Below are 25,349 nucleotides of genomic sequence, written 5' to 3'. Positions count from 1 at the left end.
GATATGGCTGCTTCAACATTAACGATCAAAGATCTTCACGTTGAAATCGAAGGGAAAGAGATCTTAAAAGGTGTAAACCTTGAAATAAAAGGCGGAGAGTTCCACGCGGTAATGGGACCGAACGGTACTGGTAAATCAACTCTGTCAGCTGCCATTATGGGGCATCCTAAATATGAAGTAACAAAAGGCAGCATCACGCTTGACGGCAAAGATGTACTGGAGATGGAAGTGGACGAGCGTGCGCAGGCAGGTTTGTTCCTTGCAATGCAGTACCCAAGTGAAATCAGCGGTGTGACAAATGCCGACTTCCTTCGTTCTGCGATCAACGCGCGCAGAGAAGAAGGCGATGAAATTTCTCTTATGAAATTCATCCGCAAAATGGACGAAAACATGGAATTCTTAGAAATGGACCCTGAAATGGCTCAGCGCTACCTCAACGAAGGCTTCTCAGGCGGGGAGAAAAAACGCAACGAAATTCTTCAATTAATGATGATTGAACCGAAAATCGCCATCCTTGATGAAATCGACTCAGGTCTTGATATTGACGCTCTGAAAGTTGTATCAAAAGGGATCAACAAAATGCGCAACGAAAGCTTCGGCTGCCTGATGATCACTCACTATCAGCGCCTGTTAAACTACATCACTCCTGATGTTGTTCACGTTATGATGCAAGGCCGCGTTGTGAAATCCGGCGGTGCAGAGCTTGCACAGCGTCTTGAAGCAGAAGGTTATGACTGGATCAAAAAAGAACTTGGCATTGAAGACGAAACTGTAGGCCAAGAAGCGTAAGCGTTAGGGGGATTAATATGACACTAGATACAAAACTATCCGTAGATCAGGAGTATCTCAAAAGCTTTTCCGAAAAGCATCAAGAACCTGCCTGGCTGAAAAACCTGCGCTTACAGGCTCTTGAACAAGCTGAGGATCTGCCGATGCCGAAGCCTGACAAAACAAAAATTACAAACTGGAACTTCACGAACTTCGCGAAGCATACAGTTGATAATGAGCCGCTTTCTTCATTAGAGGATTTGACTGATGAAGCAAAAGCGCTGATCGATGTTGAAAACGAAGATAAAACGTTATATGTTCAGCGTGATCAGACGCCTGCATTCCTTTCTCTTTCTCAGGAATTGAAAGACAAAGGCGTCATCTTTACTGATATTTTGACTGCTGCACGCGAGCACAGCGACTTAGTGGAGAAATACTTTATGAAAGACGGCGTGAAGGTTGATGAGCATAAATTAACCGCACTTCACGCAGCTCTTGTGAACGGAGGGGCATTCCTATATGTTCCGAAAAATGTTCAGGTGGAGACGCCGGTTCAGGCTGTTTATGTCCACGAGAGCAACGATACAGCTCTATTCAACCACGTATTGATTGTGGCGGAAGACCATAGCTCAGTAACGTATGTAGAAAACTACATCAGCACGGTTAACCCGAAAGATGCTGTATTCAATATTATCAGTGAGGTTATCACAGGTGATAATGCCAGTGTGACATACGGTGCGGTGGATACTCTGTCTTCCGGCGTGACAACTTATGTCAACCGCCGTGGTGCTGCGCGCGGACGCGACAGCAAAATCGAGTGGGCACTCGGCCTCATGAACGATGGCGACACCATTTCCGAAAACACAACAAACCTTTACGGTGACGGCACTTACGGCGACACGAAAACGGTTGTTGTCGGAAGAGGAGAGCAAACAGAAAACTTTACGACACAAATCATTCATTTCGGTAAAGCTTCTGAAGGATATATCTTGAAGCACGGTGTGATGAAGGATTCCGCTTCTTCTATCTTTAACGGAATCGGCAAAATCGAACATGGCGCTTCTAAAGCGAATGCGGAACAGGAATCCCGAGTGCTGATGCTCAGCGAAAAAGCGCGCGGAGACGCAAACCCTATTCTTTTAATTGACGAAGACGATGTAACGGCAGGACATGCGGCATCTGTCGGCCGTGTGGACCCTATTCAGCTTTACTACCTGATGAGCCGCGGTATTTCGAAAGAAGAAGCAGAACGCTTAGTCATCTACGGATTCCTTGCGCCGGTAGTTAACGAACTTCCGATTGAAGGCGTTAAGAAACAATTGGTTTCTGTTATCGAAAGGAAAGTGAAGTAATGAATATCACAGATATTCGTGAACAGTTCCCGATCCTTCATCAGCAAGTGAACGGACATGATCTCGTTTATCTCGACAGCGCGGCGACTTCCCAGAAGCCGCGTGCTGTCATTGAAACACTGGATAAGTATTATAACCAATACAATTCCAATGTTCACCGGGGCGTCCATACGCTTGGAACCAGAGCGACAGACGGTTATGAAGGAGCGCGTGAAAAAGTCCGCAAGTTTATTAACGCGAAGTCAATGGCTGAGATTATTTTCACAAAAGGCACGACCACATCACTGAACATGGTGGCGATAAGCTATGCACGCGCCAACCTCAAACCGGGTGATGAAGTGGTCATCACCTATATGGAGCATCATGCGAATATCATTCCGTGGCAGCAGGCTGTCAAAGCGACTGGCGCCACATTAAAATATATTCCGCTGCAGGAAGACGGCACGATTTCATTAGATGATGTCAGAGCAACGGTCACAAGCAATACAAAGATTGTTGCGGTCTCTCATGTGTCTAACGTTCTCGGCACGGTCAACCCGATAAAAGAAATGGCGAAAATCGCTCATGACAATGGGGCTGTCATTGTGGTGGACGGTGCACAAAGCGCGCCTCACATGAAAATTGACGTGCAGGATCTCGATTGCGACTTCTTTGCGCTTTCTTCCCACAAAATGTGCGGTCCTACTGGAGTAGGTGTGCTGTACGGAAAGAGAGCCCTGCTGGAAAACATGGAGCCTGCCGAATTCGGCGGTGAAATGATCGACTTTGTCGGGCTTTATGAATCAACTTGGAAAGAGCTTCCGTGGAAATTCGAAGCGGGTACTCCGATTATTGCTGGAGCAATCGGTCTTGGTGCCGCCATTGATTTTCTTGAAGAAATCGGCCTTGATGAGATTTCCCGCCACGAGCACAAGCTTGCAGCTTATGCGCTTGAACGCTTCCGTCAGCTTGACGGCGTGACGGTTTACGGACCGGAAGAGCGTGCCGGGCTGATCACATTTAATCTTGATGATGTTCATCCGCACGATGTGGCAACCGTACTTGATGCGGAAGGGATCGCTGTCAGAGCCGGTCACCATTGCGCCCAGCCGCTGATGAAATGGCTGGATGTAACTGCTACTGCGAGAGCAAGCTTTTATCTGTATAATACAGAGGAAGAGATTGATAAGCTTGTGGAAGCTCTTCAAAAGACAAAGGAGTATTTTACAAATGTCTTTTAATGCAAACTTAGATACATTGTACAGACAAGTGATTATGGATCATTACAAAAACCCGCGCAACAAAGGGGTTTTGAATGACAGCATCGTCGTGGATATGAACAATCCGACATGCGGCGACCGTATCAGACTGACAATGAAGCTTGACGGAGACATCGTGGAAGATGCGAAATTTGAAGGGGAAGGCTGTTCCATTTCAATGGCATCCGCTTCGATGATGACTCAGGCGATTAAAGGGAAAGATATTGAAACAGCCCTTTCCATGTCTAAGATTTTCTCAGATATGATGCAAGGGAAAGAATACGATGATTCTATAGATTTGGGTGATATTGAAGCCCTTCAAGGCGTTTCAAAATTCCCGGCCCGTATTAAATGTGCAACCCTGTCATGGAAGGCACTTGAAAAAGGAGTCGCTAAAGAAGAGGGCGGCAATTAAAAGGATTGGAGTGAAAATGGATGGCTAAAAAAATGCCTGATATTGGTGAATACAAATATGGTTTTCACGACAAGGACGTTTCCATTTTCCGTTCAGAGCGCGGATTGACAAAAGAAATCGTAGAAGAAATTTCTCGCATGAAAGAAGAGCCTCAATGGATGCTTGATTTCCGCTTGAAATCACTTGAACATTTCTACAACATGCCAATGCCACAATGGGGCGGAGATCTAAACTCACTGAACTTTGACGAAATTACGTACTACGTAAAACCGTCTGAGCGTTCAGAGCGTTCTTGGGATGAAGTTCCTGAAGAAATTAAGCAAACATTCGACAAGCTCGGGATTCCTGAAGCTGAACAAAAATACCTTGCGGGTGTTTCTGCTCAGTACGAATCTGAGGTTGTATACCACAACATGAAGGAAGATCTTGAAGCGCAAGGCATCGTCTTTAAAGACACAGACAGCGCGCTGAAAGAAAATGAAGACATTTTCCGTGAGCACTGGGCAAAAGTGATTCCGCCGACTGATAACAAGTTTGCGGCGCTGAACTCAGCTGTTTGGTCCGGCGGATCTTTCATCTACGTGCCAAAAGGCGTAAAGGTTGAAACACCGCTTCAAGCTTACTTCCGTATCAACTCTGAAAACATGGGTCAGTTCGAACGTACGCTGATCATCGTTGACGAAGAAGCAAGCGTGCATTACGTTGAGGGATGTACTGCGCCTGTTTACACAACAAACTCACTTCACAGTGCGGTTGTTGAGATTATCGTGAAAAAAGGCGGCTACTGCCGTTATACAACGATCCAAAACTGGGCGAACAACGTTTACAACCTAGTAACGAAGCGTACAGTATGTGAAGAAAACGCAACGATGGAATGGATCGACGGCAACATCGGTTCTAAACTGACAATGAAATATCCTGCTTGTATCTTAAAAGGCGAAGGCGCGCGCGGTATGACGCTTTCTATCGCTCTTGCAGGTAAAGGCCAGCATCAGGATGCGGGTGCGAAAATGATTCACCTTGCACCAAACACATCATCCACAATCGTATCAAAATCGATTTCAAAACAAGGCGGAAAAGTAACGTACCGCGGAATCGTCCACTTCGGACGCAAAGCGGAAGGCGCCCGTTCCAACATCGAGTGCGATACGCTCATTATGGATAACAAATCTACTTCAGACACAATTCCTTACAATGAAATCTTAAATGATAACATTTCATTAGAGCACGAAGCGAAAGTGTCTAAAGTATCTGAAGAGCAGCTCTTCTACTTGATGAGCCGCGGCATTTCCGAAGAAGAAGCGACTGAAATGATCGTAATGGGCTTCATCGAGCCATTCACAAAAGAGCTTCCAATGGAATACGCAGTTGAAATGAACCGTTTGATTAAGTTCGAAATGGAAGGTTCTATCGGTTAATGTTAATAAAAAAGGGCGCGACTGGTTTTCAGACGCGTCCTTTTTATATGCAGAAGAAAACCGTGGGCCGAGAGGGCACGCACGGTATTGTTCTTTCTCAGTTTTCTGTTGTCTCGGGGTTAACAACTTTCACCACAGATGTTCTGTTGGTATAATTGCTGTTCATCTCTAATAATTGAGCATAGGCTGTGTCGAATTCATCTTTTGTCATCTGCTTTGCGGCTAATGCAGAGCATAAAGCGGCAAAGGCAATCGGCATTGTGTCAATGTGAATATCAATATGGACTTCCGAATTGCCGCTGTTTTCAATAACAGAGCCATTTTTGGGCATTTCCGCAGCATGTCTGTTGATAGGAATAATATTTTCGTTCATTACTCTTCCCCGTCTTGTGACTGCGCCTGTGCCTGTGCCTGGTCCTGATCAGTATTCACGTTGACCACAACATTTGAATTGCCGCTGTTTTGGACTTTTGCAACTGCTGTATTGCGGTCTGTGTTTTCTTCATTTTCATGACGATTTTCGCTCATGGTATCATCCTTTCTCTGTTGATAGTGACAGGATATTCGATAGGAGAGTGAAGAGATTGGACGAACTTCGCGGTTTTTCCATATTGGGGCTAAAGGTCGAAGGAAAGCACTCTATTTGGTAAAATGAATAGATATTATAAAAGAAAAGGTGTTTCCATATGAAGTCTTACATCATCGTCGGCGCAGGCATACTAGGTGCATCGACGGCTTATCATCTCGCAAAATCAGGAGCCCGGGTTACGGTGATTGACCGGAATGAGCCGGGACAAGCGACAGACGCGGCGGCAGGGATCGTCTGCCCTTGGCTTTCGCAGCGACGCAATCAGGATTGGTATCAGCTCGCTAAAGGCGGAGCGCGATACTATAATGATTTAATCAAGCAACTGGAAGAGGACGGTGAAACAGACACCGGATACAAGCGTGTCGGTGCGATCAGCATTCACACTGATGCGGCGAAGCTCGATAAGATGGAGGAGCGGGCGTATAAGCGGCGCGAGCATGCGCCGGAGATCGGTGACATCACCCGTTTGTCCGCGAGTGAAACGAAAAAGCTGTTTCCCATTTTAGCTGATGGCTATGAATCGGTTCATATCAGCGGTGCCGCCCGTGTGAACGGGAGGGCGCTTTGCCGGTCGCTTTTGAATGCTGCAGAGAAACATGGTGCGGTCATTGAAAAAGGAAATGCGTCCTTGTGTTTTGAAAGCGGAAGAGTCACCGGTGTCCAAACAGACAAACAGCAGTTTGAGGCTGATAGTGTGATCGTGACTGGAGGGGCATGGGCCAATGAGTTGATGAAGCCTCTGGGCATTCATTTTCAAGTATCCTTTCAGAAGGCGCAAATTATGCATTTTGAAATTCCTAGTGCAGATACTGGATCATGGCCGGTGGTGATGCCGCCGAATGACCAGTATATTTTGTCCTTTGATGACGGCAGAATTGTAGCAGGCGCCACCCATGAAAATGAGGCCGATCTTAAAGACCTGCGTGTGACAGCAGGGGGACAGCATGAAGTCTTGAGCAAAGCACTTGCCGCAGCCCCTGGGCTTGCTGACAGCACAGTCATTGAAACAAGAGTGGGCTTCAGACCGTTTACACCGGGGTTTCTGCCAGTGGTGGGTGCCGTGCCGAATGTTCAAGGACTTTACGCCGCTAACGGTTTAGGCGCGTCGGGACTAACGATGGGACCGTTTCTCGGTTCAGAGCTCGCAAAGCTCGTTCTCGGAAAGCAGACAGAAATAGACCTTAGCCCTTATGATCTTGCCTGTGCGCTTGCATAATAATGAAAGGCATGACAAACAAATATAGTAAAGCTGTTCTAGCTTTTCTTTCCTGTCTGTGTTAGCATTTATCTTTAATGAAAAAGAGGACGTGAACTGATTTTGATAAAAATTGATATACCCGCACCGAATGTCACCATCACTGAACGACAGCAGTCAGCTAATGATAACGAGCCGAAAATAAAGGCGATTTACGGGTTCATTGACTTTCACCAGATACCAAGGGATAAAGGCGGCATCTTCATGTTTTATAACATTCATGACGAACTGCTATTTGTCGGTAAAGCCAGAAAGTTAAGACAGAGAATTAAGAAACATTTTGAAGACACTGTCTCACCGATTAAAAATCACAGGGACGAAGTTTATAAAATTGAAGTATGTGTAGTTGAAGATCCAATGGAAAGAGAAATTTATGAAACCTATATCATCAATACACAGCACTCGAAGTATAATATAGACAAGGTATTTTTTAAATAAGAAGTCAGTCTGCGGATTGAACAGCGAGGCCAGAGCTTATATTAAGTTCTGGCTTTTCATTTGGGCATTTTTCCGCAGATAGATATTTGTCTATTATTCGAGTGAATTAATGAGAAATTTCAGAAAATAATATTGACATTCTTATCTCTGGACTTTAATATAACAATATATAATGTTATATAACGTTATATAATAAAAACGAGGAGTGAAGGATTTGAGTCAGGTCACAGCAAAAGTTAATCGTGAGGTTCAAGCTTTCTTGCAGGATTTGAAAGGAAAAACCATCGACCATGTATTCTTTGTCGCATGCGGAGGGTCTTCGGCCATTATGTATCCGAGTAAATATGTGTTTGACAGGGAGTCAAAATCAATCAGCTCTGACCTTTACAGCTCTAATGAATTTATTCAGCGAAACCCTGTGCAGCTTGGTGAAAAGTCTCTTGTCATTTTGTGCTCGCACTCGGGAAATACCCCGGAAACGGTAAAAGCCGCTGCATTTGCGAGAAGCAAAGGCGCGCTTACGATTGCAATGACGTATAAGCCGGAGTCTCCTTTAGCACAGGAAGCGCAATATGTCGCCCAGTATGACTGGGGTGATGAGGCGCAGGCGATCAATACGAACTATGGTGTTCTATATCAAATCGTTTTCGGCACTTTGCAGGTATTAGAAAACAATACGACATTTGAAAAAGCAATTGCAGGTTTAGATCAATTGCAGGCTGTGTATGATGAAGCCCTTAAGCAGGAAGCTGACAACGCACAGCAATTTGCAAAAACACATGAAAAAGAAAGCATCATTTATACAATGGCAAGCGGTGCAAACTACGGTGTCGCTTACTCCTACAGCATCTGCATTCTCATGGAAATGCAATGGATTCATTCCCACGCCATTCATGCCGGAGAATATTTTCACGGACCGTTCGAAATTATTGATGAATCCGTGCCGTTTATCATCCTGCTCGGTTTAGATGAAACAAGGCCTCTTGAAGAGCGGGCGCTTACCTTCTCGAAAAAATATGGCAAAAAGCTGACTGTGCTCGATGCCGCATCTTACGACTTCACTGCAATTGACGATTCAGTAAAAGGCTATCTTGCTCCGCTCGTTCTTAACCGTGTGCTGAGAAGCTATGCGGACGCTTTGGCAGAAGCGAGAAATCATCCTTTATCTCATAGAAGATACATGTGGAAAGTTGAGTATTGATCTGAAAAAGAGGAACCATTATGCATTAGACTATAATGTTATATAACATTATAGTCTAATGTCCAGAGGAGGCCAACCCTTTGAAGAAAATGTTTTTATTTTTGATCATTGCAGCTGTCAGTATACTCACCATTGCGGGCTGTTCGAGCCAGGGCAGTTCAGCCGATGGAAAGGTGACATTGAAATTTTTCCACAGATGGCCGAAGGAGCCGGAAAAAAGGTATTTTGAAGAGGTTGTAAAGGAATTTGAGAAAGAGCATCCGGATATCGACATTCAAACTGAAGCGGTTTTGAATGACTCCTATAAAGATAAAATTAAAGTTATGCTGGGAACCAGCAGCCCTCCTGATATTTACTTCTCATGGAGTGACGAGTTTGCTTTTAAATTTATCAGAGGAAAGAAAGCACTTGATCTCTCGTCCTACTACAAAGATGATACAGATTGGTCATCACAGCTCGTTCAATCGCAAGTTACACCATTTACGTATGAAAACAAACAATATGGCGTGCCGTGGCAAATGGACGCTAAATCATTTTTCTATAATAAAGACATATTTAAAAAGCTCAATCTAGAGCCCCCGGCGACTTGGGATGAACTCATCGATGTCTCGAAGAAGCTGAAAGAAAATGGCTATACACCGATCAGTTTCGGAACAAAAGCGACTTGGACAATCTCACATTATATCGGCACGCTGAATCAGCGGTTGGTCGATGAAAAAACAAGAGAAAAGGACTATAACGCCAAAACGGGTGAATTTACCGATGAAGGCTATGTGAAAGCACTTGAAAAGCTGCAGGAACTGATGCCTTACTTCAATAAACATGTAAACTCCGTCGACCATGAATATGTGAGACAGCAATTTAAGAGCGGAAAGTCGGCGATGATATATGCGGAAACTGCTGAAATCAAACTGGTTGAGCCAGTGAATCTAGGGATGTTCTCATTCCCTAAAATCAGCGGGCAAAAAGGATCTTCGGAAGCGTTAACGGGGGCGCCTGAAGGATTTATGATTTCCTCGAAAACAAAACATCCAAAGGAAGCAGTGGAATTTTTGCAATTTCTGACGTCGAAAAAAATGGGTGAAAAGCTCGTCAAAGACGTCGGCAAATACAGTGCGGTGCAAGGGACGGCAACCGAAGAAAATTCTACAGCCATACAGCGTGAAGCCGTTCAGCATATCGTAGATGCCAAATCAATGGTTCCGTGGTTCGACATGGATGTTGATGTTGAAATCGCAGATGTGTACTTAACAAGCGTCCAGCAAATGCTTGGCGGCGACATGACACCGAAGCAGGTCATGAAAGCCGTCCAAAAAGCAGCCAAGCAAGTGCGGGCATCAGCTGAATAAATCAAAGAAAAGGTGAAGCGACGCACCTTTTCTTTTTATAAAGGAGATGAGTTATCCTTGGTCAATCAAAATAGAATAATCCCCTATTTGTTTTTGCTGCCGGCTCTTGTTTTTTTACTTTTCGTTTATATCCCGATTTTTGAGAATGTCTTTCTCAGTCTGTTTCAATGGAGCTCTTTTTCTCCGGAAAAAACGTTTATCGGATTGAAGAACTATGTTGAATTATTTCGTGATCCTGTCTTTTATCAAGCCCTCACGAATAACGTGCTCTACGCAGTGATCTCAATTGTATGCCAGGTGTTTGGCGGTTTAATTTTGGCGGCGGTGCTTGAGGATAAGCTGGTCAGAAAATGGTCGCCTTTTTTTCGTACCGTTTTCTTTTTGCCGGTTGTCATCTCGATGACGGTTATCGCGCTTTTGTTTGATTTTATTTACAACCCTGAGACGGGGCTTTTGAATCAGCTGCTTCAGGCGGTTGGTCTTGATCAGCTGACAAGGGCATGGCTCGGGGATGACAGCACGGCTATGCTTTCTGTCATCTTTGTATCTCAGTGGCAGTCTGTCGGTTATATCGCAATGCTGTACATTGTGTCGATTCAAAAAATACCGGATGAACTGTATGAAGCGGCGCGTCTTGACGGCGCGGGAAAAATTCAGCAGTTTTTTCACATTACCATTCCCCAGACGAAAGAGATGTCTTTTGTTGCGGTGGTCATGACGCTGACCGGCGCCTTTACGGTATTTAATGAACCATACATTTTGACAGGCGGCGGACCGGGGAACGCTTCTGAGGTATTAAGCACGTTCTTATATAAAAGCGCCTTTACAAAGGATATGATGGGCTATGCTTCAGCGATTGCCACTGTTGTGTTAATCATTACGCTTGCTTTGTCGCTCATGCAAATGAAGTTCTTTAAAACCGGAAAGGAGGACTAACAGATGCTGCCTCAAAAGAAGACAGATTCATTCAGATTAGAGCCTGTGCCTGACCGGCACATCGAGGTGAAAAGAAGGCCGAGGCGAAAATGGTATATCGGAGAAACGTCTGTGTGGGTTTTTCTGTTTCTCTATCTTATCGCGATTGCTTATCCGCTTTTATGGATGGTCATGAGCGCCTTTAAAAGCTCGGATGATATTTTTGAGAACAGCTGGTCGCTGCCGTCTTCGTGGCATCCGGAGAATTTTGTGTCCGCCTGGAATCAGGGAATTTCTTCTTATTTTATGAACAGTGTGATCGTGACGGCGCTGACATGTGTAATCACTGTCTTTATCAGCGCATGGGGAGCGTACGGGCTTTCGAGGTTCGAGTTTAAAGGAAAAGGGTTCTTTTTGGTGCTTTGTCTTGGCGGTTTGATGCTGACACCTCAGGTCAGTCTTGTGCCGCTTTATTCCATTATTCAATCGCTGGGGCTTTACAATACGTATTGGGCTTTGATATTGCCTTATGCGGCTTATCGGATTCCGTTTACCATCATTTTGATCCGCTCTTATTTTCTTTCTATTTCTAAAGAATTGGAAGAGGCGGCTTATTTAGATGGGTGTACGAGTTTTGGAGTATTTTTCAGAATTTTCTTACCAATGAGTGTGCCTATTTTAGTGACGTCGGGCATTTTGACGGCTTACCATACGTGGAATGAGTTTATGTTTGCGATTATTTTCATAGATGACGAGAATTTGCGGACCATTCCGGCGGGGCTGATGCAGTTCCGAGATGCACTGCAGACGGATTGGGGCGTCTTGCTGGCGGGATTAACGATTTCTGCTGCGCCGATTATTATTCTATTTTTATTTATGCAGAAATATTTTGTCCGCGGGATTGCAAGCGGAAGCGTAAAAGGATAAAGGAGGAAGCACAATGAAATTAATTGCTGTTGGAGACAATGTTGTAGATTACTATCAGGATCAAGAAACATTCTACCCGGGAGGTAACGCTTTAAATGTCGCAGTGCTTGCAAAACGGCTTGGACATGAGGCTTCTTATATCGGAATTGTCGGCAATGACGAAGCCGCGGCTCATCTGCTGAATGTGCTGAAATTGGAGAAGGTTAACGCGGATTTTATTCGCCAGGCGCATGGGGAAAACGGAATGGCAATCGTTACCCTTGATGAACAGGGGGACCGGATCTTTGTCCGATCGAATAAGGGGGGCATCCAGTCGCGTCTCCGTCTTGTGTTTCAGGAAAAGGACTTATCTTTTATCAGCGGGCATGATCTGCTGCATACCAGTGTGTACAGCAGGCTTGAGAACGATTTGCCGCAGCTGTGCGGTCTGATTCCGGTCTCTTTTGATTTTTCAACAAATCGAGAGGATGAGTATTTGAAAAAGGTCTGTCCTTATGTGACGTACGCGTTCTTTTCAGGAAGCGATCTGAGTGAGACGGAGTGCGGACAGCTTGCCGAAAAGGCACATGAGTACGGAGTAAAAATCGTTTGTATGACCCGGGGCGGGCAAGGGGCGATCCTGTCTGCGGGAGACCGAATCTATCATCAGCCGATTGTGGAAGCTGATATAATTGATACACTCGGAGCGGGAGATTCATTTATCGCGGGATTTTTGACTGCCTTCTGTGAAAAGCAGGATATGGCGGACGCTTTGCGCCAAGGAGCGGAAACAGCTGCGAAAACATGCGGAGTGTACGGGGCATTCGGCTACGGCTATCCCTACCGCCTGGAGGAAGGGGGAAGCAGTGAAAAAACGAGAATACTATAAGCAGTGTCTCGTTTTTTATGCCTGTTATGTGTAGGGACTGTTGATTGTAAATGTGACACGGTTTGTGTGCATTAAAAACAGTGAGCAGTAGATCGGCTGATCGTTTGAGGTAAATGCGGTTTTATCGATTTCAAACAGTGCATCTCCAATATCGCAATCCAAGTATTTGCTTTCCTCCTGCTGGGCATATACAACGTTTAATAGTTTCGTATTGTGAGTGGGAACAACTTGGTATTGCTGCTTCAAAATATCATGCATAGATACGCCGTCCGCAATAAACGTATTGATGGCAGGAAACAGCTCCAGCGGATAATGCGTGATTTCAAAGGTGAGCGGCTGATCATCATTATATAAAATCCGTTTTAATTCAACGACAGGGCTCTCGGTATTAATTTGAAGCTTTTCGGCAATCGGTTTCGATGCTGGAATGATTTCATGGGACAGAACCTGGTGCTTCGGCTTTTTTCCGGTTGATTCCATAAATTCAGAGTAGCCGTTTACTGCAATCAGCTCTCTCTTCAATTTAGGGCTTTTAACGAACGTTCCTTTTCCCTGCTGCCGGATCAGATAGCCTTCTTCGACGAGATCGAGAATGGCTTTTCTGACGGTAATGCGGCTGACATTATACTTGCTGCAAAGCTCGTTTTCTGTGGGCAGCTTGGCAGCCGGGGAATACAAGCCCTTTTTAATGTCATCTGTTATGATTTGTTTTAGCTGAATGTATAAAGGTGTTGAACTTCCGTTGTTTAACAAGGGGTAGCCTCCTTTTAAGCTATTATTTATATTATAATGTATTATGACGTTATAATACAAATTTGCGTTTTTTATTTTAGAAATATAGCAAATATGGGAATTGATTACTCTAAAAATAACAGAAAGACCGAGTTGTTTCCAGTGACGAAATAACGGAGAAAAAAGATAGGGGGCGTTTTCTGATGGCTTCATTAACATTTGAACATGTCAAAAAATCATATCATTCACAATTAACGGTGAAGGACTTTGATTTAGATGTAAAAGATAAAGAGCTTTTGGTGCTGGTGGGGCCGTCAGGCTGCGGCAAATCGACAACCCTGCGGATGGTGGCTGGGCTGGAAAGCATTTCTGAAGGAAGCCTCTTTATCGATGGGGAACGGGTCAATGACCTTCCGCCGAAGGAGCGTGATATCGCGATGGTGTTCCAAAACTACGCGCTGTATCCGCATATGACAGTTTTCGATAACATGGCGTTTGGATTAAAGCTCAGAAAAATGCCGAAACAAGAAATTGCCGAGCGGGTGCATGCAGCTGCAAACATTTTGGAGATTGAGCATTTGCTGAAGAGAAAACCGAAGGCACTTTCCGGCGGCCAGCGGCAAAGGGTGGCTCTCGGCAGGTCTATCGTGCGGGAACCGAAGGTCTTTTTAATGGACGAGCCGCTTTCTAATCTGGATGCGAAGCTGAGAGTGACGATGCGGACAGAAATCAGCAAGCTTCACCAGCGGCTAGAAGCAACCATTATCTATGTCACCCATGATCAGACTGAAGCGATGACGATGGGCGATCGGATTGTCGTCATGAATGAAGGTGAAATTCAGCAAGTGGCCAAGCCTCATGATATCTATCATTATCCGGCAAACCTGTTTGTGGCCGGGTTTATTGGCTCTCCCGGAATGAACTTTTTCAAAGGCATGATTGAAGAGCAGCATGGCGAGCTGTTTTTTACAAATCCTTCGATCCGGCTTCATATTCCTGAAGAAAAGGCAAAACGGCTGAAGGCAAAAGGCTATGCCGGACAACCGATGACACTCGGTGTACGGCCGGAGCACATCGCACAAATGACTGGAAATGACCGGCTGTTTGATTCCGTGTTGAAAGCGACGGTGGAAGTGAATGAAAATTTGGGATCTGAGCTGATTGTGCATGCCAGAACCGGGAACGAGCGACTTACGGTAAGGCTGGACGGCAGCAATCGAATCGCCGCGGGCGATTCGATTCAGCTGGCGGTGAAAATGGATCACGCCGTCTTTTTCGATGCTGAAACGGAACAGGCTGTGTATTAGAAAAGGTGCTCCCTTCGGGGAGCACCTTTTCTTACGGCCAAATGTCGTCTGCCCATTCAGGGTGATCGATAAATGGATTTCGGTTGTGCTGATATTTTTCATAAATGATTTCATTTCTTTTTCTTTCGCGGGCATCAACAGGATCCTGCCTATTCCATTCAAGCAAGGCGGATTGTTTTCCATGATAAGGAGCAGAGCCGTTTCCTGTTTTATCATTGAGCTCAAGGTCAGGGTAGCCGTCATCTCCTTCATAGCGGACAGCCATGTAAAACAGCATGCGGGCGACATCGCCTTTCACATCATCGCGGGGTTCCCATGAATCTCCATCATAGTAATTTCCAGGCGCTTTCGCATACTCGTTGCCGCCGTTGTCAAAGTCCAAGTTGCCTCTGGCGCTGTTTACTTGGACGTCTGCTGGACGCAAGTGATGAATGTCAGTGCCGGGCCCCTTGCTTGTACCAAAATCGCCATGGGATTTCGCCCAGACATGCTCGCGGTTCCAGTCCCCGACATTGCCGCCGTTTAGGTTTTTCGAACGCGATTCATTCGTATAGAGCAGGATGACGTTATTCGGATTTGCCGGATCTACATCCGTTTCTTTCAGCGCGTTCCATACCTCGCTGTAAGACAGCATCGTATGTCCGCTGATGATGCGGTGCAGCGCGCTTTTTAACGCCTCTCCGCTTTTTCCTTCAGCACCTTCATAATAGGTGTCTGTGTCGGCGTATGGTGCAACGGGAGAGACCAATGAGAGAATGCCCCCAGAGGCTGCGGGAGAAGTAGCTGCACGGTCATTCAGGTTCAATCCGGTTTGCGCGCTTGCTGAAGCAGAGGGCGCAAACCATCCGGAAATCAGTAATACACAGACGAGCGGCAGAAACCTTGCTTTTGTTGTCATCACTTGCCCTCCTTTAGATCAGATCATGTCTATTATCTAAAATTGAATGAAAGGTTAGAAGTGTCATTTTGTATATTTTTCATTAAAATTGTAAATTAGTACCTTTGGAGGAGGCGGAACTCTATTGTTTCAGGATCTTTAGTCTGCGTTTTTGCTTGATCGAGTGCTGCTTCATTCACTTGTAAAAACACTGCGGTCTGCACATTGCTTGCTTCACTGAAATATTTTCTTCCCGTGAATCTCGCTAGTTCATCCCCTTTTTTCCTCTTGCTGTTTTTTTAATTCATTGCTGCTAATTGACTTTCTTCCTTACTGGCTGCTTTTTCTAAAATGGAATGGCAGACTGGTTATGATGACTAAAAAACAAACATTTTTTTGGTTTATGTGCTGATGAACTCATGTCTTCCTCCCTCTATAATGAAGTCACCATAACGGCCAGAGGAGGAAGCACATGGAAAAGCAGAGGCTTTCAGTAAAAAGCGGCATTGCTGATTACATTGATTGGCTTGCCCAATTCGGCGTGTCTGCTGATGGCGGGGTAACGAGACTTTTGTACACCAAAGAGTGGATGGACGCGCAGCTCGCCGTGAAAGCGGAGATGTCGGCTTTTGGGCTTGACGCCAGATTTGACGATGTCGGCAATGTCTTTGGAAGGCTTCAGGGCACCCAGTCTCCGGATGATGTGATTTTAGCCGGCTCACATATCGATACTGTGATCAATGGGGGAAAGTATGACGGCGCATATGGCGTGCTTGCGGCAATGCTTGCTTTAAAGCAGCTCAAAGAAACATACGGAGCGCCGAAAAAAACGCTTGAGGCTGTGTCTTTATGTGAGGAAGAGGGCAGCCGTTTTCCGATGACATACTGGGGATCAGGGAATATGATGGGTGCTTTGTCATTGAAGCATGCGGAAGTACCGAGGGACGGATCAGGTGTTTCATTACAAGAGGCGATGCATGACAACGGTTTTGGCAGAGGCGTGTATCCGTCAGCGCACAGGACAGATATCAACGCTTTTATAGAAATTCACATTGAACAAGGACAGACGCTTGAAATGTCAGGACGAGATCTCGGTGTGGTGACAAGTATAGTCGGGCAGAGAAGATATTTGATTACGCTTGAGGGAGAATGCAACCACGCAGGGACCACCTCCATGAAATGGCGCAAGGACCCGCTCGCAGCCAGCAGCCGAATGATTCATGAACTGCTGCTTCGTGCTGAAGAACAGCCGGATGAGCTTCGCCTGACATGCGGAAAAATGACGGTGGAGCCCAATGTGGCTAATGTCATACCTGGACGGGTGCAGTTTTCAATCGATATTCGACATCAGCATCAGCGTGTGCTGGAGCATTTTCATGAAGAAATGACAGCTGTTATCAACGGTATTTGTGACGAAAAAGGGATTCACGCCATGATTGATGAATATATGCGAATAGAGCCTGTGCCGATGGACGAAACGCTTTCTGCCAAGGCTCTTGAGACAGCGGCAGAAAACGGTATCAGCTGTGAAGAAATGGTGAGCGGGGCAGGGCATGATGCGCAAATGATCGGAAGGAGCTGTCCCGCTTGTATGCTGTTTGTGCCGAGCAGAGGCGGCATCAGCCATTCCCCGGAGGAATTTACTTCTGCACGTCAGCTTGAGATCGGCGTCCGCACATTGACTCATTTATTATATAAACTGGCTTACTGATGAAGGAGGAATAGCTGTGTCAGGCAGAAAAGAATTATGTACACCGTTAAGAACGATTATGACACCGGGGCCTGTAGAGGTCGATCCGCGTGTATTAAGAGTGATGAGCACGCCGGTTGTCGGCCAATTTGACCCGGCGTTTACCGATATCATGAATGAAACGATGGAGATGCTCCGAGAATTGTTTCAAACGAAAAACCGCTGGGCGTATCCGATTGATGGCACATCACGGGCGGGAATCGAAGCGGTGTTAGCGAGTGTCATTGAACCGGGAGATGACGTGCTAATTCCGATATACGGCCGCTTCGGCTTTTTGCTGACTGAAATCGCTGAGCGGTACGGGGCGAATGTTCATACGATTGAGTGTGAGTGGGGAATGGTTTTTGACCCTGACGAAATTATACGGGAAATGAAAAAGGTGAAGCCGAAAATTGTGGCGATGGTGCACGGGGAAACATCAACTGGCCGAATCCATCCGCTGAAAGCGATTGGAGAAGCGTGCCGTGCTCGGGATGTACTGTTTATTGTCGATGCGGTAGCGACAATTGGGGGCTGCGAGGTGAAAGTGGATGAATGGAACATTGACGCAGCTATCGGCGGTACGCAAAAGTGTCTGTCTGTTCCGTCTGGGATGGCACCGATTACATATAATGAACGGGTGGCAGATATTATTGCGGCGCGCAAAAAGGTGGAACGCGGAATTGCGACCCAGGCAGACAAGGCGCAGCTTTCCGGAAATGGCCCGATCATAAGCAATTATTTTGATTTGAGCCAGCTCGAGGATTATTGGAGCGAACGGCGGCTCAATCATCATACAGAAGCGACAACGATGCTTTATGCCTTGCGTGAGGGCGTGAGACTGGTGCTAGATGAAGGCCTCAAAGCTCGTTTCGAGCGGCATCAGCACCATGAGGCCGCGTTAATAGCCGGGATTAAGGCGATGGGGCTAAAGCTGTTTGGGGATGAGAGCTGCAAAATGCCTGTTGTCACCTGTGTGCAAATCCCGGACGGCGTAGATGGAGAGTCAGTCCGCCATATGCTTTTGGCACAGTTCGGAATCGAAATCGCCAGCTCATTCGGCCCTTTAGCCGGGAAGATTTGGAGAATTGGTACGATGGGCTACAGCTGCAGACGGGAAAACGTACTGTTTGTGCTTGCCGGATTAGAAGCTGTGCTTCTCAGACACGGCGCTGTGATTGAAGCGGGAAAAGCACTTCAGGCCGCGCTTGATGTATATGAAAATGCTAAAAGCCAGACGGCGATTTAAAGAAAAAGCGTGCGGAATTCCGCACGCTTTTTTTTCGCTCTTTCTCCAATCTGATTTTCTCTGTTTGACTCTTTTTACAAATCCGTTTTCTCTGTGTTGCATTTTCTGACGGGGCATGAGTCATTTTATCTTTTTTCATCTATTCTTTATACACGGCCCTATTAAATGACGTTTTATTTCTTACGGCATTTATTGAGAGGAGGATGCGGCATTGGAGTATTTTCACATGATTTTAGATGCGCTTCTGGAAGATCAGGATGAGGCTGTGCTGGCGACCATTGTTCAAGTTGAAGGCTCTGCATATCGAAAAGCGGGCGCCACTATGCTCTTTAAGAAAAACGGAGAAAGAATTGGCTTGCTCAGCGGCGGGTGTCTGGAAGAGGATTTATCCCAAAGAATCGGTGAGCTGGGCGATCAGCTGACTACAGCGCTTATATCCTATGACATGCGTGCTGAAGACGATCTTTCATGGGGCATGGGAGTCGGCTGCAATGGCGTTATTCATATCTATGCGGAACGAATCTCTCAGGAAAAAAAGCGGCACTATGAAAGAGTAAGAGACTGCCTTTATGCAGGAAAAGCCGTAACAGCTGTTACACAGATTGAATCCTCACAGTCAGGGCGTTATCTGTTTTTGTCAGAGACCGGGCATTTTGGGCACTGGCCGGATGCGCCGCTTCAAGACATTCAACGCACTGCTTCAACGTTTCATTTGCCGCATTTTGATCGATCATCAAACCTTTTTATTCAGCGTATTGAGCCGAAGCCGCGTCTCATTTTGTTTGGGGCGGGCCCAGATATGAGACCGCTCGCCAATTTGGCGGCTGAGACCGGATTTTCTGTCATTGTGACAGATTGGCGGCCCGCGTATTGCACAGCCTCTCATTTTCCAAAAGCAGATCAGCTGATCACTGTCTTTCCGGAGCAGATGCTGAGTGAATTTGAATTTTCGCCTCAGGATTTCGCTGTTGTGGCGACTCACCATTTTCAGCACGATCAAGTCATCGTTAAATCCTTATTATCTCGAGACCTTCATTATATCGGGCTTCTAGGTTCTGAAAACCGCACGAAACGGCTGCTGAATGGAAAACAGCCGCCCGCTCATTTTTACAGTCCGGTCGGGTTGAAAATCGGCGCGGAAGGCCCAGAGGAAATTGCCGTCAGCATCATTGCGGAAATCCTTCAAACACGAAAACGGCTGGCGGTTATATGACCATTATTGGTGTATTTCTTGCGGCCGGAAAAAGCGAGAGAATGGGCACAAACAAGCTGGCATTGCCGCTAAAAGGAGAAACGATCGGATCGGCTTCATTAAAAGCAGCTCTATTATCCCGTCTTGACCATGTGCTAATTGTCGAGAGAACAGAACATGCTTCACTTGAGTGGATCGGGGAGCAATATTATTTACCGCCTTTTCTGGATCGCTGGAGCCTGCATGTCTGTAAAGAAGCGGAAAAGGGCCAAGGGCATTCTGTCAGCAGCGGGGTGAGAAAAGCGGAAAGCATGGGGGCAGACGGAGTCGTCATTTTGTTGGGTGACCAGCCGCAGCTTTCCGTCGACCATGTAAATGCCCTGATATCAAGGGCTCACGAATTGTTTGCCGTGTCAGCGTCTTTGCGTACGCTCAGTCCGCCTATTTATTTCTCATCCGCCTGTTTTCCATATGTAAAGGAGTTAAAGGGAGATGAGGGTGCCCGCAGGCTGCTCAAAAACGGACAGCTTGGCATTGGAACGGTAGTGGTAGTGAAAGATTGCGAGGAACTGGAAGATATTGATACACCGGAGGAATATGACACTGTTAGGAGGCGAATTCATGAACGGACAAGTGACACAAGCGCGGATGAACATTCAATTATGGAGGCCGGCAGCGCTTGATGAGGCATTTTCTCTATTGGAGCAGTTTGCGCCAAATGTGTGTGCAGCATCGGGCAGCACGCTGCTCCAGCTCCAATGGGACAAAGGAATTCTTCCAAAAACGCATCTCATTAGTCTTGAAGCCATCGAAGAAATGAAAGGCATTACCGCTGATGACACCCACGTGTCGATCGGGGCGCTCACCACGCTGAATGAATGCAGAAAAAACAGCCTCATCAAGCAGGAGCTGGCTTGCTTATGTGATGCAGTTTCTGCTGTTGCAGCGCCGGGGATCCGAAGCCGGGCCACAATTGGCGGTAACATAGCGAGTAAAATAGGGGATTTGATTCCGCTCCTGCTCGTGCTTGATGCGGAGCTCATCGTTTATCAGAAGGAGCTTGTCAGGCTGCCGCTTGCTGAATGGATCTCCAGTGAAGCGTATCCACATGGAATCGTGACCCGTGTGATCATCCCGCGTCCAGAGGGAGATCGTGTGTTTTTCCGCAAGCTGGGAAGGAGGCAGGCATTTACCGGAGCGGTTGCTGTGACGGCAGGACGTTTACTGAAAGACGGTGACATTCGCCTCGCAGCGGGCCATGCCGATATCAGGCCGAAAAGATTAATAGAGAGCGAAGGGAAATGGATGGAGCCTGAATGGGAGGCACATGAACTGTACGAAACACTTATCAAGGAGCTGCCGTTTTCAGCCGATGCTTTCGTGTCAGCGGCATACAGAAAAAAGGCGGCTGCCAACGTCATCATGTCCGAGCTTTTGATTGAGGGAGGGGAATAAATGGGCATAAGCAAACCGTCAAGAATAAGGCCGGATGGAAGGGGAAAGGTCACGGGTGAATTGAAGTATATGACTGATCTCACCTTTCCGGGGATGCTGTATGGCAAAATCCTGAGAAGCGCTTATCCTCATGCGGAAATCGTGTCGATTTGCACAAAAAAAGCTGAAGAACTGGAAGGTGTGCGAGCGGTTGTCACCCATAAGGACGTTCCAGGTTTAAACCGTTTTGGGATTGTCATTCCTGACCAGCCGGTTCTATGCGAGGATAGAGTACGTTATGTCGGAGATGCAGTGGCGGCCGTCGCAGCAAAAACGGAAGACATTGCTGAAGCTGCGCTGGAGCTGATTCACGTGATGTACAGGAAGCTGACGGTCATTGATTCTCCGGAAAAAGCGCTCCGACCAGATGCGCATATGCTGCACCCGGGCGGGAACATCCTTCATCGTGTGTTTTTCTCGCACGGCGATGTGGAAGCGGGGTTCCAATCGTGTCACACAATTCTTGAAGAAACCTACGAACTGCCGCGGCAGATGCATACGTATATGGAAACGGAGGGGGGCGTAGCTGTTCCGGAACGTGACGGGGGTTTTACAATGTACGCTGGCACTCAGCACGGCTACAAGGACCGTTTTCAGCTTGCCCGCATTTTTGGTATTCCTGAAGAGAAGATTCGGGTTGTGTCGAGTCCGATGGGCGGCTCATTTGGCGGAAAGGATGAGCTGAATATTCAGCCGTATGCCGCGCTTTTGGCCCGTAAAAGCGGACACCCGGTCAAAATTCATCAGACGAGGCAGGAATCTGTACGCTCAGGAATCAAACGCCACCCGATGAAAATCACGATCAAAACAGGGGCTGATCAAACAGGAAAGCTTCTGGCTCATGATGTGAAAATCATTGCCGATACAGGCGCTTACGCCACGCTGGGACCGGCAGTCCTGGATTTTTCTGCTGAGCATGCCGCGGGTCCGTACCGCATCCCTAATATCCGCACTGAAGGGATCTCTGTGTTTACGAACAATGGGGTGGCGGGAGAATTCCGGGGCTTTGGCGGCAATCAAATCACATTTGCGCTTGAAACCCATCTTGATCGCCTCAGCAATATGCTCCGCATCGACCCGCTGGAGCTGCGAAGAAAAAATATCAGAAAACCGCATGACCCGGGGCCGCTTGAGCACCGGATTGCGCCCACTGACGGAGCGGCGCAGGTATTGAACGCCATTTCTGCATCTCCTATTCTCAAAAGAAAACATCAGACGTCTCGTTATAAACGAAGGGGTGTTGGAGCTGCGATCACCATGCATGGCGGCGGGCTTGGCTATGGCCGGATGGATGCCGCAGGAGGGCGTCTTTCCCTTTCAAGTGATGGCAACATCACGGCTTTATTTGGATTTGAAGAGTGCGGCCAAGGCATACTCGCCGCGATTGAACATATTGTCACCGAAGAGCTGGGCTGCGCGGCTGAGGATATTTCCATTATCATCGGAGATACCGCAAAAGTGCCAAAGTCAGGCTCCTCCACAGCATCCCGCGGCACGAGCATGGTGTGGCACGCGATCCAGCGTTTGAAGAAACCGTTTCTAGCTCAGCTGAAAAAACGGGCCGCAGAATGGAGCGGTTGTTCAGCGGAAAACCTTACGCTCGGCTCCGCGGGCTTACGTGATCTATACACAAAGGAACTTGTGGTGACGTATAGAGAGCTGGCTGAAAAAGGCCCTTTGATAGAGGAAACAGCATTCGATTTTCCGACAACGCCTGATCCCGTCGTAGCATTAGGCAGTCATTTCTTGTATTCTTTCGGTGCAGCTGCCGTTGAGGTGGAGGTTGATCTATTAACAGGCGATGTCAGAGTGATAGATTGTGAGCACGCCATTGCGGCAGGTCCGGTTGTCAGTCCACAGGGTTATTTGGGACAAATCGAAGGCGGCGCTGCTATGGCGCTCGGCTATACGCTGATGGAGGAAGCAAAAATGACGGACGGCCGTTACGTAGCGGAGAATTTGGATCAGTATGTCATTCCGGGAATCAAAGATGTTCCGGCAATGAAACTGACCGCGATAGAAGAGCTGATGGATGGTGACCCATATGGCCCGCGCGGTGTCGGAGAAATAGGGACGATCGCCATCACCCCGGCGATTGTAAAGGCCGTACATGATGCAGTCGGGTGCTGGGTGAACAAGCTGCCGATTTCGCGTGAAGAGCTGCTTGATGCGATAGACAGAAAGGGGATAAAACAATGGACGTAAAAGAAGCAGGATCTTTCTCAGAAAGAAAGCAGCGGTTCCGAATGACTGTGAATGGAATAGCCCAGGAGGTTGATGCGGTTCCTACAGCTCGCTTGAGTGACCTTCTGCGGACGGAATTCCAGCTGACCGGAACAAAGATTTCCTGCGGAATCGGCCGTTGCGGAGCATGTTCTGTCCTGCTAGACGGCACGCTCGCCAATGCGTGTATGACCATGGCCTATCAAGCGGCCGGCCATTCGATCACAACCATTGAGGGGCTTCAAAAAGAAGAACTGGATATCTGCCAAACCGCTTTCCTGGAGGAAGGAGGCTTCCAATGCGGATATTGCACACCCGGGATGACGATTGCACTTAAAGCTCTGTTTCAGGAAACCCCGCAACCTACTGACGAAGATATTGAAGAAGGGCTGGCGGGCAATTTGTGCCGGTGTACCGGTTATGGAGGGATTATGCGGTCGGCTTGCAGGATTAGAAAAGAGTTGAGCTGCGGGAAAAGGGAGTCATTGGACTTTTCCCGCAGCTACAGCAAAGCACCGGATATAATGAGCTGAAAGCTAAGCATAGAACGAATACTGCTATCTATATGGAGCTTGGCATAATATCGGATCAATTTTATATGTTAAAGAAGCATGCTATCAATGCCATTGCAACAGTCCTTGGAATAATCTAAGGGCTGTTTTTTCCTGAGACGTCAAAGATCTACAAAGTGAGTGAGCCTTAGCTCGGATAATAGCCAAGGTTTTTTACACTGTTGTACTTAATTGTTGCTCGTTAAAATTGCAATGAATTAAAAGGGGGATGGAATAATGAATCTAATTAAAAATGGATTCAGAGGGGGTTAATCATGAATACGAATGATAAGAAGAAAGAAGTTCAACAAAAGTATAGATGAAGAAATTAAAAAGAAGACAAAAATGATTTTAAAGAAGCAGTTGTTGTCGTAACAATAATTGTAGTGTTTATCTTTTTGACCTATACGCTTCAAGGATTTTAACAAAATGTTCCCTTTTCTCCTTGTGCTTTTTACCTAGTTGTGTTTAAAACTGGAAATAGATAATATTATCAATCTAGAAAAGAGGGAGAGATGATGAATAACTTCAATTGGTGGAAAATACTTTTACTAGCCTTTCTTTGTTCCTTGATTTTTTCTGTCGTCTTTGTCACTGTTCAACGGATTGACTTAATACTTAATCCACCGGAAGTACCTGTTAAATCGATTGAAAAAATCAAATGATTCTTTTTGGGGAACGGCCGCGTTGTGGGAAAACATCACGCTCTCATCTCATATTGTAATGGAGGACAGAGAGTATGGTAATAGAAAATAGAGACATAAGTTCCCTTTCTATGATGAAAAAGAAAATCTCCTTCTCCTGCATAGTGCCGAGTTGTCAGAGAACATCAGTCAATCAAAAGAGAAATATCGGAAAATCATTCAAGCAGGTATCGCCCAGTGGGTCAAGGATTTTCAAAGTGGCCATATTTAGGTGAATACTGTAGAAGATTTAAAAAAGCTCATAGAGCTTCAGCAAGATAAGGATCTGTAGCAAGTGTTATATTTCCCTGCTCAAAACCTTGTCGCTATAGCAAAACAAACGCCATAAAGGTTTCTTATGGCGTCTTACGGATATGGGGTAAGGTGAGTTCTTAATAGCCACCGAAGAAAGAAGTACCAACGATGATTAATAGGATGAATAGCACCACGATCAAAGGGAATGACCTCATAACTTCACCTCCCTTAAAAGAGGATAGTACATGATATGCTGATGGAGATAACTTGATAGTGATGCTAGTTTAATTGATTTTAAATGATTTTTTAGTCTAAGTAGAAATA

Annotated in this window: 25 protein-coding genes and 1 pseudogene; 21 read left to right on the top strand and 5 right to left on the bottom strand. The window is 46.4% G+C overall.

Annotated elements, in window-relative coordinates; genetic code table 11:
- Positions 1-3: 3 nt before the first annotated feature.
- From sufC to sufB, 5 genes are read left to right on the top strand one after another with little or no spacing between them, the layout of a single operon-like run.
- Entirely contained in the window at positions 4-789 is a 786-nt protein-coding gene (sufC, locus tag NSU16_RS16080; RefSeq protein ID WP_168748694.1) for a Fe-S cluster assembly ATPase SufC, read from the top strand.
- A 17-nt stretch (positions 790-806) separates the two neighbouring features.
- Complete coding sequence (sufD, locus tag NSU16_RS16075; protein ID WP_010331787.1) at positions 807-2,120, top strand: Fe-S cluster assembly protein SufD; 1,314 nt, start codon at positions 807-809, stop codon at positions 2,118-2,120.
- Positions 2,120-3,340 (top strand): cysteine desulfurase SufS, encoded by a 1,221-nt coding sequence (gene sufS, locus NSU16_RS16070; RefSeq protein WP_168748693.1) that lies wholly within the window; start codon positions 2,120-2,122, stop codon positions 3,338-3,340. The genes sufD and sufS overlap by 1 nt, the downstream gene beginning before the upstream one ends.
- The gene (sufU, locus tag NSU16_RS16065) at positions 3,330-3,773 is read left to right on the top strand and encodes a Fe-S cluster assembly sulfur transfer protein SufU (protein WP_003222809.1); all 444 of its coding nucleotides are present in this window, start codon (positions 3,330-3,332) and stop codon (positions 3,771-3,773) included. The genes sufS and sufU overlap by 11 nt, the downstream gene beginning before the upstream one ends.
- 20 nt (positions 3,774-3,793) lie before the next feature.
- A complete protein-coding gene (gene sufB / locus NSU16_RS16060) occupies positions 3,794-5,191 on the top strand; it encodes a Fe-S cluster assembly protein SufB (protein WP_003228608.1) in 1,398 nt (465 codons plus the stop codon).
- Between the two features lie 97 nt (positions 5,192-5,288).
- Here the strand turns inward: sufB and NSU16_RS16055 are convergent, their stop codons facing one another.
- Entirely contained in the window at positions 5,289-5,564 is a 276-nt protein-coding gene (locus NSU16_RS16055) for a hypothetical protein (protein WP_339191488.1), read from the bottom strand.
- Positions 5,564-5,719, bottom strand: a complete 156-nt coding sequence (locus NSU16_RS16050) for a spore protein (protein WP_339191486.1) — start codon at positions 5,717-5,719, stop codon at positions 5,564-5,566. The genes NSU16_RS16055 and NSU16_RS16050 overlap by 1 nt, the downstream gene beginning before the upstream one ends.
- 158 nt (positions 5,720-5,877) lie before the next feature.
- Here NSU16_RS16050 and NSU16_RS16045 point away from each other — a divergent pair, with 158 nt between their 5' ends.
- From NSU16_RS16045 to NSU16_RS16015, 7 genes are all read left to right on the top strand, one after another.
- A complete protein-coding gene (locus NSU16_RS16045; protein ID WP_268504679.1) occupies positions 5,878-6,996 on the top strand; it encodes an FAD-binding oxidoreductase in 1,119 nt (372 codons plus the stop codon).
- 102 nt (positions 6,997-7,098) lie between these two features.
- Positions 7,099-7,473 (top strand): nucleotide excision repair endonuclease, encoded by a 375-nt coding sequence (locus NSU16_RS16040; protein WP_010331777.1) that lies wholly within the window; start codon positions 7,099-7,101, stop codon positions 7,471-7,473.
- A gap of 214 nt (positions 7,474-7,687) precedes the next feature.
- The gene (gene frlB, locus NSU16_RS16035; protein ID WP_339191483.1) at positions 7,688-8,674 is read left to right on the top strand and encodes a fructosamine deglycase FrlB; all 987 of its coding nucleotides are present in this window, start codon (positions 7,688-7,690) and stop codon (positions 8,672-8,674) included.
- An 80-nt stretch (positions 8,675-8,754) separates the two neighbouring features.
- Positions 8,755-10,023 carry an ABC transporter substrate-binding protein gene (locus NSU16_RS16030; RefSeq protein ID WP_339191481.1) on the top strand — a complete coding sequence of 423 codons (1,269 nt, stop codon included), beginning with the start codon at positions 8,755-8,757 and terminating at the stop codon, positions 10,021-10,023.
- Positions 10,024-10,080: 57 nt separating this feature from the next.
- On the top strand, positions 10,081-10,959 hold the full coding sequence (locus NSU16_RS16025) for a sugar ABC transporter permease (RefSeq protein ID WP_168748687.1): 879 nt from the start codon (positions 10,081-10,083) through the stop codon (positions 10,957-10,959).
- Positions 10,960-10,962: 3 nt separating this feature from the next.
- Positions 10,963-11,865, top strand: coding sequence for a carbohydrate ABC transporter permease (locus tag NSU16_RS16020; RefSeq protein WP_339191479.1), 903 nt, complete (start codon positions 10,963-10,965; stop codon positions 11,863-11,865).
- 13 nt (positions 11,866-11,878) lie between these two features.
- Positions 11,879-12,733, top strand: coding sequence for a fructoselysine 6-kinase (locus NSU16_RS16015; RefSeq protein ID WP_339191478.1), 855 nt, complete (start codon positions 11,879-11,881; stop codon positions 12,731-12,733).
- Between the two features lie 24 nt (positions 12,734-12,757).
- Here the strand turns inward: NSU16_RS16015 and frlR are convergent, their stop codons facing one another.
- Positions 12,758-13,486 (bottom strand): transcriptional regulator FrlR, encoded by a 729-nt coding sequence (gene frlR / locus NSU16_RS16010; RefSeq protein WP_168748684.1) that lies wholly within the window; start codon positions 13,484-13,486, stop codon positions 12,758-12,760.
- 182 nt (positions 13,487-13,668) lie between these two features.
- Here frlR and ugpC point away from each other — a divergent pair, with 182 nt between their 5' ends.
- On the top strand, positions 13,669-14,772 hold the full coding sequence (gene ugpC, locus NSU16_RS16005) for a sn-glycerol-3-phosphate ABC transporter ATP-binding protein UgpC (protein ID WP_339191476.1): 1,104 nt from the start codon (positions 13,669-13,671) through the stop codon (positions 14,770-14,772).
- 31 nt (positions 14,773-14,803) lie between these two features.
- Here the strand turns inward: ugpC and NSU16_RS16000 are convergent, their stop codons facing one another.
- A complete protein-coding gene (locus NSU16_RS16000) occupies positions 14,804-15,670 on the bottom strand; it encodes an endonuclease (RefSeq protein WP_339191474.1) in 867 nt (288 codons plus the stop codon).
- A gap of 451 nt (positions 15,671-16,121) precedes the next feature.
- Here NSU16_RS16000 and allC point away from each other — a divergent pair, with 451 nt between their 5' ends.
- The 8 genes and pseudogenes from allC (at position 16,122) to NSU16_RS15960 (ending at position 24,512) form a co-directional block, all read left to right on the top strand.
- Positions 16,122-17,360, top strand: coding sequence for an allantoate deiminase (gene allC, locus NSU16_RS15995; RefSeq protein ID WP_286058015.1), 1,239 nt, complete (start codon positions 16,122-16,124; stop codon positions 17,358-17,360).
- Positions 17,361-17,376: 16 nt separating this feature from the next.
- On the top strand, positions 17,377-18,627 hold the full coding sequence (locus tag NSU16_RS15990) for an alanine--glyoxylate aminotransferase family protein (RefSeq protein WP_339191473.1): 1,251 nt from the start codon (positions 17,377-17,379) through the stop codon (positions 18,625-18,627).
- A gap of 211 nt (positions 18,628-18,838) precedes the next feature.
- A complete protein-coding gene (locus NSU16_RS15985; RefSeq protein WP_339191471.1) occupies positions 18,839-19,840 on the top strand; it encodes an XdhC family protein in 1,002 nt (333 codons plus the stop codon).
- Positions 19,837-20,502 carry a xanthine dehydrogenase accessory protein PucB gene (gene pucB, locus NSU16_RS15980; protein ID WP_339191470.1) on the top strand — a complete coding sequence of 222 codons (666 nt, stop codon included), beginning with the start codon at positions 19,837-19,839 and terminating at the stop codon, positions 20,500-20,502. The genes NSU16_RS15985 and pucB overlap by 4 nt, the downstream gene beginning before the upstream one ends.
- A complete protein-coding gene (gene pucC, locus NSU16_RS15975) occupies positions 20,441-21,274 on the top strand; it encodes a xanthine dehydrogenase subunit C (RefSeq protein ID WP_339191468.1) in 834 nt (277 codons plus the stop codon). The genes pucB and pucC overlap by 62 nt, the downstream gene beginning before the upstream one ends.
- Positions 21,275-23,518, top strand: coding sequence for a xanthine dehydrogenase subunit D (pucD, locus tag NSU16_RS15970; RefSeq protein ID WP_339191466.1), 2,244 nt, complete (start codon positions 21,275-21,277; stop codon positions 23,516-23,518).
- Entirely contained in the window at positions 23,509-24,069 is a 561-nt protein-coding gene (gene pucE, locus NSU16_RS15965; protein WP_339191464.1) for a xanthine dehydrogenase subunit E, read from the top strand. Before pucD ends, pucE begins: the two co-directional genes overlap by 10 nt.
- A gap of 293 nt (positions 24,070-24,362) precedes the next feature.
- Positions 24,363-24,512, top strand: a pseudogene (locus NSU16_RS15960) (hypothetical protein).
- 650 nt (positions 24,513-25,162) lie between these two features.
- Here the strand turns inward: NSU16_RS15960 and NSU16_RS15955 are convergent.
- Entirely contained in the window at positions 25,163-25,240 is a 78-nt protein-coding gene (locus NSU16_RS15955; RefSeq protein WP_072175780.1) for a YjcZ family sporulation protein, read from the bottom strand.
- Positions 25,241-25,349 lie beyond the last annotated feature (109 nt).

It is taken from the genome of Bacillus sp. FSL K6-1003 (assembly GCF_037964945.1).
GTDB lineage: Bacteria > Bacillota > Bacilli > Bacillales > Bacillaceae > Bacillus > Bacillus mojavensis.
This window is presented reverse-complemented; position numbering and strand designations above follow the sequence as displayed.